This is a genomic window from Comamonas sp. DB36 (assembly GCF_057914905.1).
On the sequence record NZ_CP196631.1, the window covers coordinates 3,547,538 to 3,560,237 of the forward strand.

At 67.2% G+C, this 12,700-nt stretch carries 11 protein-coding genes; 3 read left to right on the top strand and 8 right to left on the bottom strand.

All coding sequences use genetic code 11. From position 1 onward, the window contains the following. Positions 1-24: 24 nt before the first annotated feature. The 5 genes from ACSVDO_RS16605 to ACSVDO_RS16625 form a co-directional block, all read right to left on the bottom strand. A complete protein-coding gene (locus ACSVDO_RS16605) occupies positions 25-741 on the bottom strand; it encodes an ABC transporter ATP-binding protein (protein WP_489593499.1) in 717 nt (238 codons plus the stop codon). Continuing rightward, on the bottom strand, positions 738-1,502 hold the full coding sequence (locus tag ACSVDO_RS16610; RefSeq protein WP_332537607.1) for an ABC transporter ATP-binding protein: 765 nt from the start codon (positions 1,500-1,502) through the stop codon (positions 738-740). Before ACSVDO_RS16610 ends, ACSVDO_RS16605 begins: the two co-directional genes overlap by 4 nt. After that, on the bottom strand, positions 1,499-2,458 hold the full coding sequence (locus tag ACSVDO_RS16615; protein ID WP_489593500.1) for a branched-chain amino acid ABC transporter permease: 960 nt from the start codon (positions 2,456-2,458) through the stop codon (positions 1,499-1,501). The genes ACSVDO_RS16610 and ACSVDO_RS16615 overlap by 4 nt, the downstream gene beginning before the upstream one ends. An 11-nt stretch (positions 2,459-2,469) precedes the next feature. Beyond that, on the bottom strand, positions 2,470-3,387 hold the full coding sequence (locus tag ACSVDO_RS16620; RefSeq protein WP_332537605.1) for a branched-chain amino acid ABC transporter permease: 918 nt from the start codon (positions 3,385-3,387) through the stop codon (positions 2,470-2,472). A gap of 201 nt (positions 3,388-3,588) precedes the next feature. Beyond that, positions 3,589-4,794, bottom strand: a complete 1,206-nt coding sequence (locus ACSVDO_RS16625; RefSeq protein WP_442881585.1) for an ABC transporter substrate-binding protein — start codon at positions 4,792-4,794, stop codon at positions 3,589-3,591. Positions 4,795-5,144: 350 nt separating this feature from the next. Between ACSVDO_RS16625 and ACSVDO_RS16630 the strand changes: the two genes are divergently transcribed. The 3 genes from ACSVDO_RS16630 to ACSVDO_RS16640 all read left to right on the top strand — a co-directional run bounded on the left by ACSVDO_RS16630 (position 5,145) and on the right by ACSVDO_RS16640 (position 10,303). Next, positions 5,145-6,806: a VRR-NUC domain-containing protein gene (locus tag ACSVDO_RS16630; protein ID WP_489596429.1), complete on the top strand. Its 1,662-nt coding sequence runs from the start codon at positions 5,145-5,147 to the stop codon at positions 6,804-6,806. Beyond that, positions 6,803-9,082 carry an ATP-dependent DNA helicase gene (locus tag ACSVDO_RS16635; RefSeq protein WP_489593503.1) on the top strand — a complete coding sequence of 760 codons (2,280 nt, stop codon included), beginning with the start codon at positions 6,803-6,805 and terminating at the stop codon, positions 9,080-9,082. Before ACSVDO_RS16630 ends, ACSVDO_RS16635 begins: the two co-directional genes overlap by 4 nt. Positions 9,083-9,331: 249 nt before the next feature. After that, the gene (locus ACSVDO_RS16640; RefSeq protein ID WP_489593504.1) at positions 9,332-10,303 is read left to right on the top strand and encodes a Bug family tripartite tricarboxylate transporter substrate binding protein; all 972 of its coding nucleotides are present in this window, start codon (positions 9,332-9,334) and stop codon (positions 10,301-10,303) included. A 66-nt stretch (positions 10,304-10,369) separates the two neighbouring features. Here ACSVDO_RS16640 and ACSVDO_RS16645 read toward each other — a convergent pair whose 3' ends face one another. Genes ACSVDO_RS16645 through ACSVDO_RS16655 form a run of 3 tightly spaced genes read right to left on the bottom strand, consistent with a single transcriptional unit; the run spans position 10,370 to position 12,700 of the window. Further along, a complete protein-coding gene (locus ACSVDO_RS16645; protein WP_332549062.1) occupies positions 10,370-10,720 on the bottom strand; it encodes a DUF3325 domain-containing protein in 351 nt (116 codons plus the stop codon). Next, on the bottom strand, positions 10,717-12,384 hold the full coding sequence (locus tag ACSVDO_RS16650; RefSeq protein WP_489593506.1) for a PepSY-associated TM helix domain-containing protein: 1,668 nt from the start codon (positions 12,382-12,384) through the stop codon (positions 10,717-10,719). Before ACSVDO_RS16650 ends, ACSVDO_RS16645 begins: the two co-directional genes overlap by 4 nt. Before the next feature lies 1 nt (position 12,385). Beyond that, positions 12,386-12,700, bottom strand: a complete 315-nt coding sequence (locus ACSVDO_RS16655; protein ID WP_489593508.1) for a DUF3649 domain-containing protein — start codon at positions 12,698-12,700, stop codon at positions 12,386-12,388.

Genomic DNA, 12,700 nt, shown 5'->3' on the forward strand with positions numbered 1-12,700 from the left:
GGGCCATTCATTCGCAGTTGCGGCTCACACCCCCAGGTGTTCGTGCCACAGCGCGCGATCGGCATTGAGCTCGGCAGACGTTCCCTGCCAGACGGCATTGCCGCGCTCGAGAATCACGTGGCGGTCGGCCAGCGCCACGAGCCGGTGCACATACTTGTCGACCACGAGAATCGTCTGGCCCGCGTCCCTGAGCGTCGCCAGGCAGCGCCAGATTTCCTCGCGTATCACGGGTGCCAGGCCTTCGGTGGCCTCGTCGAGAATCAGCAGCCGCGGATTGGTTGACAGCGCGCGGCCTATGGCCAGCATCTGCTGCTCGCCGCCTGAAAGCTGGTTGCCCATGTGGTGAGCGCGCTCCCTGAGCCGCGGAAACACGCCGTAGATGCGCTCCAGTGTCCAGGCATCGCGTTGTCCGTTGCGCTGCGCGGCGAAAGCGATCAGGTGCTCGCGCACCGAAAGATTCGGAAAGCAGTGCCGCCCTTCGGGAACGATGGCCACGCCCAGGCGCGCGATCGCGTCGGGCGACTTGGCGTTCACCGATTCGCCGGCGAAGAGCACTTCGCCCTTGCTGGGCCTGAGCGCGCCGATGATGGTCTTGATGGTGGTGCTCTTGCCCATGCCGTTGCGGCCCAGCAGCGTCACCACCTCGCCCTGCATGATGTGGAAATCGATGCCGAACAGCACCTGGCTTGCGCCATAGCCGGCTTCGAGGCCTGCGCAGGCCAGCAATGGAATGTTCTTCATGCAGCCAGCCCCAAGAGATCGGTCTCTGTGCCCAGGTACACCGCCTGCACCTGCGGATCGGCCTGGATCTCGGCGGCCGTCCCGCAGGTCAATACCTTGCCGTAGACCAGCACCGAGATGCGGTCGGCGAGCTGGAACACCGCGTCCATGTCGTGTTCGATCAGCAAGATGGCCATGTCCTGGCGCAGTCGTTGAATCAACTCGACCATTTCGGCCGACTCCACCGGGCCCATGCCCGCCATCGGCTCGTCCAGCAGCAGCAGCTTGGGTGCCGCGGCGATCGCCAGCGCGACATCGAGCTTGCGCTGCGCGCCATGCGGCAAGGTGCCGGCAACGCGGCCCCATTCGCCGGCCAATGTCACGCGCTCGGCCAGCGCCTGCGCGGCCGCGAGCAGGTCGTGGTCGGTTTCACGCGGCTTGGCGAAGCGAAAGCTCGAGCCCGCATGCGCCTGCACCGCGAGCAGCAGGTTCTCGCCCACGGTCTGCTTAGGGAAGATGCTGGTCACCTGGAAACAGCGTGACAGCCCCGCGGCCACGCGCCGGTGCGGCGCAAGGTGGGTGAGGTCGACGCCGTCCAGCGACAGCGTGCCGCCGTCGGCGGGCAGCAGCCCGGAAATCAGGTTGACCAGCGTCGACTTGCCCGCGCCGTTGGGGCCTATCAAGGCATGGATTTCGCCGGCGTTGACCGCAAAGCTCACATGGTCGGTGGCCAGCAGCGCGCCAAAGCGCTTGACAAGTTGATGCGCGACCAGCAGCGTCATGGCGCGGCCTTTCTTGAAGCGAGTGCCGACAGGCCCTTGGGCGCGAGAAACACCACGGCGATCAGCAGCAGGCCCATGGGCGCATGCCAGTACTCGGTGAACTGCTTGAGCACTTCTTCGAAAACCAGCCACACGGCCACGCCCAGCGGCGCACCCCAGCGCCGGCCCACGCCGCCAATGACCACCATCACGATGAGCAGCGCCGATTGCGTCCAGTGCATCAGCGACGGGCTGATGAAACCGTTCTGCGTCGCGATCAGCGCGCCCGACAGGCTCGCGACGCCGCCGGCCGCGGCAAACGCGCAGAGCTTCAGAAGATAGGTGGGATAGCCCATGGCCTGCATGCGCGTCTCGTTGTCGCGAATGCCTTCGAGCGCGCGGCCGAAATGCGAGGCTTCGACACGCCACAGCGCCAGCAGCACCAGCGCCACGATGGCCAGCACCACCCAGTACAGCGGCGCACCGCTGGCGGCGATCGCGTTCTCGCCGCCGATCAGGTGCAGCGGCGCATAGAGCGTATAACCGTCGTCGCCGCCGTACTTGCGCAGCGACACCGCGAGATAGAACAGCATCTGCGCGAACGCCAGCGTGATCATGATGAAGTACACGCCCTTGGTGCGCAGCGCGACCGCGCCTGTGAGGCCGGCAACCACGACGCCCGCCACGCCGGCCAGGCCCCAGACAGCCCAGGCCGAAGTCCAGCCGGCTTCGGCCAGCGCCGCGACCGCGTAAGCGCCCACGCCCACAAAGCCCGCATGGCCCAGCGCCACCAGGCCCACGCGGCCCATCAGGAAGTTCAGGCTGGCCGCGGCCAGCGCGACAATCATCAGTCGGCGCACGAAGCCGGTGTAGTAATCGAGATCGAGCAGCGGCGCGAGCAGCGGAACCAGCGCCAGGGCCAGCACCAGCACGGCGATGCCGGCGCGCGCGGCCCAGGGCGAAGCCTTGGAATTCATGGAAGACTCACTCATACGCGGGCCGGGAACAATCCCGAAGGCTTGAAGACCAGCACGCCGGCCATCAGCATGTACATGGCGATGCTGGAGATCGCCGGCCCCACATCGGCGGCCAGCGCGGGCGCGAGCACTTCGCGCAGCAGCGGCGGCAGGAACGCGCGCCCGGCGGTATCGACCAGGCCGACCAGCAAGCTCGCAACGAAGGCGCCGCGCACCGAACCTATGCCGCCGATCACGATCACCACCAGCGCGGGAATCAGGATCGCTTCGCCCATGCCGATGGAGACGGCGCTGATAGGCCCCATCAGCGCCCCGGCCAGCGCGGCCAGCGCCGCGCCCAGCGCGAACACGATGGTGAAGACCCGGGAGACACGCACGCCCATGAACTCGGCCATAGCGCGGTTGGACGCTCCGGCGCGCACCAGCATGCCCAGCCTGCTGTGATTGACCAGCACATAGAGACCCGCGGCCACGGCCAGACCCGCGCCCAGGATCAGCAGCCGGTACGAGGAATACGGCAGGCCCAGCAATTGCACCGGGCCCGACAGCAGCGCGGGCGTGGGCGCCATGATGGGTGACGGACCCCAGAGAAACTTGACCACGTCATCGGCCACGAGCACGATGCCGAACGTCGCCAGCACCTGGGACAGATGGTCGCGGCCGTAGAGCCGGCGCACCAGCAGCGCTTCGAGCAGCACGGCCAGCAGCACCGTCACCAGCACGGCCACCAGCACCGCGGCAAGAAAGGAGCCCGACTGCGCATGCACCGTTGCCGACACATAGCCGCCGGCCATGAACAGCGAACCATGGGCCAGGTTCAGCGTGTCCATGATGCCGAACACCAGCGTCAGCCCGGCCGCGAGCAGGAACAGCATGAAGCCATAGCCCAGGCCGTTGAAGATCTGTTCGAGAAAAAAAGTCAGGTCCATTCGTCGCTCCGCGCGATTCGGTAATGCGTTCGTCCTGAGTCCTGAGCCTGTCGAAGGATCGAAGGATGAACGCAGGGCCTAAAGCAATACGAAATGCTGTTTGGGGGCACGCAGATTGCGCCCTGAAACGCCCTTCGACAGGCTCAGGGCGAACGGTATTTATCTGCTGGATCCCGCTGTTGGGCAAAATCTCCAGCCCAGTCACTTCAACGCGCACTGCGCCGCAAACGCATCCTGGTGCGCGGTCAACACCTTGCCCGGCTGCAGCTGGTTGGTCACGCGGCCGTCGGCGCCCTGCACGATCTTGCGCAGGTAGTAGTCCTGGATCAGGAACTGGTTGTTGCCGTACTTGACCGGGCCGCGCACCGAGTCGAACGCCGCGGTCTTGAGCGCCTTGGCCAGCGCGGGCTTGTCGCCGACCTTGCCGCCCAGTTGCTTGACCGCCGCGTCCATGTTCATCACCACGTCGTAGGCAAACGCCGCATACAGCGACGGGTAGCGGCCGTTGTAGGCCTTGCGGAACTCGGCGACGAATTTCTGGTTCGCGGCGACCGGCAGGTCATGCGCGTACGACGAGGCATTGAACAGGCCGACCATGGAGGCGCCCACGGCCGGGATGATGTCCTCGTCGGCGGTGAACGGCGAGGAGATCAGCGTGATGTCCTTGTTCAGGCCCGCGGCCATGAACTGCTTGATGAAGTTGATGCCCATGCCACCGGCCTGGAAGATGTAGACCGCTTCGGGCTTGGCCGCGCGCAGCTGGGCCAGCTCGGCGGCGAAGTCCAGCTGGCCGACCTTGGTGTAGATCTCGTCGGCCAGCGGCTTCTTGTACAGGCGCTTGAAGCCGTTGAGCGCATCCTTGCCCGCGGGGTAGTTGGGCGCCATGATCACGACCTTGTTGTAGCCCTTGTTCGCCGCGTACTGGCCCGCGGCTTCGTGCATGGAATCGTTCTGGTAGCTGGTGCCGAAGAAGTAGGCATTGCACTGCGCGCCCGCGAGCTGGCTGGGGCCGGCGTTGGCCGACAGATAAGGCACCTTGGCCGCGAACAGCGTGGGGCCCACGGCCAGCGCGACATTGGAAGCCACGGGACCGGTGAACAGATCGATCTTCTCGCGCTGGATGAAGCGGTCGACCAGCTGACGCGCCTGCTCGGGGTTGCCGGCCATGTCGGCCTGGATGAACTCGGCGGGCACGCCGCCCAGCTTGCTGCCCAGCAGCTTGATGGCCAGGTTCAGGCCGTCGCGGATTTCCGCACCCGGTGCCGCAAACGGTCCGGAAATATCGAGCGCCACCCCCACCTTGATCGGTGCGGGCGCCTGCGCCCGGGCCGCACCGGCCATGACCACCGAACCCACGGCAAGCGTGGCGACACCCTTCAGAAACCGGGAAGCGAAAAGAGCAGACATTTTGACCTCTGGATTTGAAATTGCGATCGACCCCACGGATGCGCAACGCATCCCCCCATCTTTTGCAAGCAGCGATTGTGCCTGCGGATGCCGCCGGCCCGATCGACATATGCAGCCCAAACACCGGCGCTGGCAGGAATGCCACATGCGCCCAGGGCGCGCCCACCGTCAGCGGGGCTCGCTACAGACACAGTAGCAAAGCGCCTTCCATGGATTTTCCTTGGCCGGGAAAACATGTATTTATGTACAGTCTGTGAATGTTCACACCTGTCGACCGCTCCGGTTTTCACGTCCATTGTCTGCAGCGCAGGGAGACCGCAAGCGCGGCTTGAAGCATGGCGAGCGTCAGCCTGGTGCCCCCGCACCGTTACTACTATCTGCACAACTTCCAGCGTGCATTGGCCTGGATAGAACAGCGCTACAGCGACCTGCTTGATGCGGGCGAACGCGAGTTTCTCGCGCAGTTCGCCGCGCTGCCTGCGCTGTCCCAGGCCTTGCTGGTTCGCATGCTGATGCGCCGCGGGCCGTGGTTTCGCGCCTCCAAGCTGGTCTACGAGGAGATTCCCGGCATCGAGGGCGCGGCGCAACCGCTGCTGTCCCTGGGCTGGCTCGACACCCAGGCGCCCATGCTGCTCGAGGAACTGTTCGATCTGCACACGCGCAGCGAACTCGCCGAAGTCTTCGCCAGCGCCGAGCGCGGCAGCAGCCCGCGCAAGTCCGACTGGCTGCAAGCATTGGCCGGCGTGCATGCGGCGCCGCGGCGCTACGCCGAGTGGCATCCGCAATCGCGCGAGCCCGTCTGGCGCGTGATGCTGGGCGAACTCAGCGAGCGCCTGCGCTTGATGTTCTTCGGCAACCTGCACCAGAACTGGACCGAGTTCGTGCTCGCCGACCTGGGCGTGTTCAAGTACGAAAGCGTGGCCTTTGACGCCGCCTCGCGCGCTTTCCAGACAAGGGCAGACATCGACGCCTATCTGGCGCTGCAGGCCTGCCGCCAGGCGCTCGAAGAAGGCGCCGAGACCGCGGCCATGCTGCAATCCATCGCCGCCTGCGAAAGTCCCAACCCCTGGCTCGAAAAGCGCCGCGCCAAGCTGCTGCTGCGCCTGGGCAATGCCTGCGAGCGCGCGGGGCTGTTTGATGAGGCGCTGCAGACCTATGCGCAGTGCAGCTACCCCGGCGCGCGCCACCGCCGCATACGCGTGCTCGAACGCCTGGAGCGCCATGAGGAAGCCCTGGCGCAGGCGCTGCAGGCGCAGCTGGCGCCCGAAGGCGATGAAGAACTGCAAAAGCTCCAGCGCATGCTGCCGCGCCTGCTGCGCAACACGGGCCGGGCCAAGGCGCGTCCACGCCCGGCGGCCAGCCAGGCGCTGGTGCAGATGCGCGCGGACATCGTGCTCGATGCGCCCACGGCGCCGATGTCGGTCGAATACGCGCTGCGCGCGCATTGGCACGACGCTGCGAGCCCCGTGTTCTATGTCGAGAACGCACTCATCAACTCGCTGTTCGGCCTGCTGTGCTGGCCCGCGATCTTCGCGCCCGTGCAAGGCGCTTTCTTCCACCCGTTCCAGAGCGGTCCGGCCGACCTGAGCGCACCCGATTTCAGCGCGCGCCGCGCCGCGGAGTTCGCCCGCTGTCTCGCGCTGCTCGACACCGGCGAATACGCGCCCGTCATTCTGGCGCGCTATGCCGACAAGCAGGGCGTGCAGTCGCCGTTCGTGTTCTGGGGGGCGCTGACCGAGCCGCTGCTGCGCCTGGCGCTGGACTGCATCAGCGCCGCGCATCTCAAGCTGCTCTTCACGCGGCTGCTGGCCGATGTCAAGACCAATCGCAGCGGTTTTCCCGACCTGGTGCGCTTCTGGCCCGCCGAACAGCGCTACGAGCTCGTCGAAGTCAAAGGCCCGGGCGACAAGCTGCAGGACAACCAGATCCGCTGGCTGCAATACTGCAGCGACCACGGCATTCCGGTGAGCGTATGCCATGTGCAGTGGCGCGTGGCCGGAGACGGGCCATGACCTATACCGTCTCGGTGCGCACGCTGTGCGAGTTCACTGCCAAGCAGGGCGACCTCGACCTGCGCTTCACGCCTGCGCCCACGGCCCAGCAGGGCATCGAAGGCCATCAGCTGGTGCAGTCGCGGCGCGGCGCCGATTACGAAGCCGAGCTCGCGCTGCAAGGCGACTACGGGACGCTGCGCGTGCGCGGGCGCGCCGACGGCTACGACGCCGCGGCCGGACAGCTCGAGGAAATCAAGACCTACCGCGGCAACCTCGACGCGATCCGCGCCAACCACCGCGCGCTGCACTGGGCGCAGGCGAAGATCTACGGCCATCTGCTGTGCAGCGAACGCGCATTGGCGCGGCTCAAGGTCGCGCTGATCTACTTCAACATCGGCAACCAGAAGGAATACGCGATTGCCGAAGCCTTCGAGGCCGCCGAACTGCAGGCCTTCTTCGAGGCGCAATGCGCGCGCTTTCTGCAATGGGCGCAAAGCGAACACGCGCACCGCCGCGCGCGCGACCAGGCGCTGACGGCGCTGACCTTTCCTCTGGGCAGTTTTCGCGCGGGCCAGCGCGCGCTGTCGGTCGCCGTGTACCGCTGCGCGCGCGCGCCCGAAGGCGGCAGTTGCCTCATGGCCCAGGCACCCACAGGCATAGGCAAGACCATAGGCACGCTGTTTCCCATGCTCAAGGCCTGCCCCGATCAAGGCCTGGACAGAATCTTCTTCCTGACCGCCAAGGGCACGGGCCATGGCCTGGCCACCCAGGCGCTGACGCAGGTCAACCAGCAGCTGCAGACCGCGGGCGCGAAGCCGCTGCGCGCAATCACGCTGCACTCGCGCGAGAAAAGCTGCGAGCACCCCGACAAGGCCTGCCACGGCGACTCCTGCCCGCTGGCCAGGGGCTTTTACGACCGGCTACCGGCGGCGCGCGCCGCGGTGCTTGAGGTGAACGCCGTATGGGACGGCGCGCGGCTGCGCGAAGTGGCGCTGGCGCACGAAGTCTGCCCCTACTACCTCACGCAGGAAATGGCGCGCTGGAGCGATGTCGTGATCGGCGACTACAACTATTTCTACGACGGCACGGCCATGCTGCATGCGCTGACGCAGGCCAACCAGTGGAAAGTCGGCGTGCTGGTCGACGAAGCCCACAATCTGCTGGACCGCGCGCGCAGCATGTACACCGCCGAGCTGTCGCCGCTGGCGCTCGCGGCCGCGCGCAAGGGCGCCAAGGGCCGCATACGCACGTCGCTGGACGCGCTAAACCGCGCATGGAATGCGCTGCACCAGAACCAGCAGCAGACCTACGAATGCCATTCCGAGGTGCCGCTGGACTTCATGGCCGCGCTGCAGAAAGCCATCTCGCTGATTGCCGAAGCCAACGCCGACCAGCCCATGCTGCCCGGCGACCCGGTGCTGGGCTTTTATCTCGAAGCCCTGCAGTTCGCCGTGCTCGAGGAAAAGCTCGACGAGAACGCGCTGTTCGACATCACCTTGCAGGCACCGCAGCGCGGGCGCAAGCGCGCGTCCATGCTGTGCATTCGCAACGTGATTCCCGCGCCGCACCTGCTCGCGCGCCATGCGGCCGCGCATGCGACGGTGCTGTTCTCGGGCACGCTGAGCCCGGCCGCGTTCTACCGCGACACGCTGGGCCTGCCCGCCGACACGCCATGGATAGACGTGCCCGCGCCGTTCAAGGCCGCGCAACTGGCGGTGCATATCGTGCGCGATGTCTCCACGCGCTACCAGGACCGCGAAGCGTCCATAGACCGCATCGTGGCGCTGATCTGCGACCAGTTCCACAAGCGCCCGGGCAACTACCTGTGCTTTTTCAGCAGCTTCGACTATCTGGAGCGCGTCGCCGACGCGCTGTGCGCTCGCCCCGATGCGCCGCCGGTCTGGCGCCAGGTGCGCGCCATGGGCAACGACAGCCGCCAGGCTTTCATAGACCGCTTCCAGGCCGGCGGCCAGGGACTGGGTTTTGCGGTGCTGGGTGGCGCGTTCGGCGAAGGCATAGACCTGCCCGGCGACCGACTGATAGGCGCGTTCATCGCCACGCTGGGCCTGCCCCAGCTCAACCCGGTCAACGAAAGCATGAAGCGCTGCATGCAGCAGCGCTTCGGCACGCGTACCGGCTACGACTACACCTATCTGTTTCCCGGCCTGCGCAAGGTGGTGCAGGCCGCGGGCCGCGTGATCCGTTCGGAAAACGACACCGGCGAGCTGTTCCTCATGGACGACCGCTTCGCGCGCGATGAAGTGCGCCGGCTGATGCCGGTGTGGTGGGGCTGAGCTTTCAATGACCCGGGGCCAGTCGCCTGGCGGCGAGCGCAGCCCAGTCCCACTGGCCGCCGATGTTGCATCCGTGCAATCGATCGCTTCACCGCTGCAACACCGGCAGATCACAGAATGCCATCGGAGCGCCACGATCAGGAGAAAAGCTTGTCAATTCAACGACTTGGAATCTCGTGGTTTACCCCTATCGCGGCTGGCACACAGTTTGCGGTTTCACTGCGATAACCATGAATCCAGGAGACTTCGATGTTCTTGAATCGCCGCCATCTGATGGCCTATGCCGTTTTGCTGACCCCGCTGGCCCATGCCGCCGACCCGGTGGACAACTGGCCGGCACGCCCCATTCGCCTGGTCGTGCCGTTTGCCGCCGGAGGCGCCAATGACCTGATGGCGCGCGCGGCCGCCGAAGGCGCGTCCAAGGTGCTGGGCCAGCCCGTGGTGATCGACAACCGACCGGGCGCCGGCGGCACCGTGGGCGCCGACATCGTGGCCAAGGCCGGCGCCGACGGCTACACGCTGCTGGTCAGCGCCGCGGGCGTGATTTCCAACAGCATGATCAAGAAGAGCATGCCTTTCAAGGACGACGCGCTGCAGCCCGTGGTGATGATAGGCCTGGCGCCATCGGTGATCGTCGTGCCCAAGAATGCGCCCTACAACAACCTGCGCGACTTCGTCGAAGCCTCCAAGAAGGGCCATGGCTTCAACTTCGCCACCGCGGGCACCGGCAGCACGCCGCACTTCGTCGCTGAAATGCTCAACGTCAAATACGGTGCCCAGTTGCAGCCCGTGCCCTACAAGAGCGGCTCCGAAAGCACGACTGCCGTGCTGGGCGGCCAGGTAGAGGGCACCTCGGAGGCCAGCATCATCGCCCTGCCCCACATCCTGCATGAAGGCAAGTTCAAGGCCTTGGCCACCACCTGGACACAGCGCATCTCGGCCTACCCCCAGCTTTCCACCGCCGTGGAGCAGGGATTTGCCGATCTGCAGATCGCGCACTGGGCCGGCATCCATGCGCCCAAGGGCACGCCACCGGCCATCCTCGACAAGCTTGCGGCGGCCGTGGACAAGGCCATGAAGGAGCCCGCGACCGTGGAAAAGCTCAAGGGCCTGGGCATCGAGCCGATAGGCGGTACACGCGCCGAGTTCGTGAAGTTCGCCGATGCCGAACGCAAGCGCCTGGGTGAAATCGTCAAGGCCGCGAACATGCAGGAGAAGTAACTTCTGGCGGGCGCCGCAGCCGCCGCGCCGGCGCCAAGCCCGCGGCGCTTACGGCGCTTACGGCGCTCACGGCGCGATGCCAGCCCAGGCCAGCGCCAGCAGCGCCCCCGGCCCGAGCGCACAGGCCGCGCGCGCGGCCCAGCGCGGCGCGGCGCTGATCGCGGCCACGCAGCCTACGGCGCCGGCCGACATCAAGCCCAGCCAGGCAACGCTGCCCACCGTCGCACCCCAGGCCCAGACACAGGGCAGCAAGGCGGCCAGCAGCAGCGCCGCACCCAGGCAGCGCAGCCGCCGCGCGGGCGGTGTGCCGCGCGTGCCCGTGAGCTGCTCGTAGTGGCGCTCCATCGCAAACGCCAGCGCGGCCATGCCGGCAAATGCCAGCCCCAGCGACAACAGACCCGCAAGCCACTCGCTCATGCTTTCACCTCTGCTTCGACGCTGGCGCCGGAGCGACGCACGCTGCCCGCAATGGACTTGCGCCGCGCCATCGAGCGCCGGCCCCAGACCGCCGCCAGGCCCGTGGCCAGCGCAAACAGCTCCACGCCCGCGCTTTCCCAGTCGCCGCGCAGCAGCTGCGCGCCGAGATGATCGCCCACCGTGAGCGCATTGAGCAGCGGCAGCAGCAGGCACAGCACGGCCAGCAGTCCCAGTTGCTCCTTCCAGGCGGCCGCGGCCGGGCGCGCGAGCGCATGCACCAGCGCCAGCGCCCATACGCCAAAGAAGACCGCGAGCTCCCAGTCGTCACGGTGGGCCAGGCCCAGCGGCACCAGGCGGTTGGCCCAGAGAAAGCTGATGCAGGCCAGGCCCAGGCCGGCGATGGCGGCGACATTCGCGGCTTCTATCAGCCGGTAGACGCGCGCCGTCGCGCTGCCGAATTCGCCCAGATGCCGCGAGCGGCGCTTGACGATGAACAGGATGGCGCCCGTGGCCATCATCGCGCTGCCCGCCAGGCCGCAGAGAAAATAAAGCCACTTGAGCGCGAACCCGCCGAACGCGACCATGTGCAGCCCGGCCAGCACCGACTGCGTGAGCGAGGCCTTGCCGCCGTCGACGCCGCCGGGCAGGCGCACCTGCAGCACTTCGCCCGTGGCCGCGGAAAACATCGCCAGGCCGCTGGTGGGGCTCAGGCGCTGGCGCGCGCCCGCGTCTTCATTCCAGCCATAGACGCCTATGCGCGCCGCCGCGTCGCCCGGATGATCGATCACCACGGCGCGCACCGGCTGGCCCATCAGCTGCTCGCCGCGCCGCGCAAACGATTCGAGGGCCGGCAGCGCCATGGGCTGGCCCGAAGGCCGGGGCTTGCCGGGTTCGTTGAGCGCGGCCTGGAAAGCCATCGCCCCGTCCGCGCCGAACTGCGTGACCACGCCCGCGGGCATGAATGTCAGTCCGGAAATCACGATGCCGGTATAGGCAATCATGAACTGGAACGGCAGCGTCAATACCGCCACCGCGTTGTGCGCATCGAGCCAGCTGCGCTGGCCCTTGCGCGTGCGGAAAGTGAAGAAGTCCTTGAAGATGCGCTTGTGCGTGATGACGCCGCTGACCAGGGCCACGAGCATCGCCATGGCGGCAATGCCCACGATCCACAGCCCCACCTTGCCCGCGTGCAGCTCGTAATGGAAGTCGACGAAATGGTGGCCGCCCAGCGTCTGGCGTGCGGGCGCATGGTCCGCCGCGGCCAGGGCTTGCCCGGTGGCCGTATCGAGTTCGGCCGAAGCGTACTGGCGCTGGCTGTCGAACCAGAAAACGCGCAGCTCGCCCGCACCCTTGGCATCGGCCGGCCACAGCTCCCACATGCCGGCGCCCGCATGGTGCTCTTGCATATAGGCCACGCCCCAGTCCAGTCGCTGGCCCAGCGACGCCGTGGGCTTGGCCGCGGCCGCCAGAGCGGCAGCCTCCTCGGCGTGGTGTTCGGGCGTCATCCAGTGGGTGATGGGCTCCTCGAACACGGCCAGCGTGCCCGTGAGAAACACCGCGAACAGCAGCCAGGAGAACCACAGTCCGCACCAGGTGTGCAGCCAGGCCTGGGCCTGGCGGAAACCGCCCTGCCCGGCGCCGGAAGTCGCTTGTGCCTTGGCCATCTCAAGCGCCCCAGCGCGGCAGCAGCGCCGCCAGCGCGGCCAGCGCGGCCAGAGCGGCCAGAGCGGCCGCGGGCAGCAGCAGCCCGGCCCAGACCCGGCCCGGCGGCACGGGCGAGAACGCCCAGATCACCGCCGCCACATAAAGCGCAAAGCTCAGCTGCACGCCCGCGAGCACGGCCTCGGCGCCGCCGGGAAACACGGCAGCGGCAAACACGCTCCAGGCGCTGGCCAGCAGATAGCCGCCGAACACGGCGGCCAGCACGCGCGACACGACTGGCAGGGCACGGCCCTGCCGGGGGATGGCGATTTTTGTCAC

Bases quoted from the DNA above. Each gene is read 5' to 3' on its own strand.
- ACSVDO_RS16620 (WP_332537605.1), bottom strand. From the start codon at position 3,387: ATGGACCTGACTTTTTTTCTCGAACAGATCTTCAACGGCCTGGGCTAT.
- ACSVDO_RS16605 (WP_489593499.1), bottom strand. From the start codon at position 741: ATGAAGAACATTCCATTGCTGGCCTGCGCAGGCCTCGAAGCCGGCTAT.
- ACSVDO_RS16650 (WP_489593506.1), bottom strand. From the start codon at position 12,384: ATGGCCAAGGCACAAGCGACTTCCGGCGCCGGGCAGGGCGGTTTCCGC.
- ACSVDO_RS16640 (WP_489593504.1), top strand. From the start codon at position 9,332: ATGTTCTTGAATCGCCGCCATCTGATGGCCTATGCCGTTTTGCTGACC.
- ACSVDO_RS16635 (WP_489593503.1), top strand. From the start codon at position 6,803: ATGACCTATACCGTCTCGGTGCGCACGCTGTGCGAGTTCACTGCCAAG.
- ACSVDO_RS16615 (WP_489593500.1), bottom strand. From the start codon at position 2,458: ATGAATTCCAAGGCTTCGCCCTGGGCCGCGCGCGCCGGCATCGCCGTG.
- ACSVDO_RS16610 (WP_332537607.1), bottom strand. From the start codon at position 1,502: ATGACGCTGCTGGTCGCGCATCAACTTGTCAAGCGCTTTGGCGCGCTG.
- ACSVDO_RS16625 (WP_442881585.1), bottom strand. From the start codon at position 4,794: ATGTCTGCTCTTTTCGCTTCCCGGTTTCTGAAGGGTGTCGCCACGCTT.
- ACSVDO_RS16645 (WP_332549062.1), bottom strand. From the start codon at position 10,720: ATGAGCGAGTGGCTTGCGGGTCTGTTGTCGCTGGGGCTGGCATTTGCC.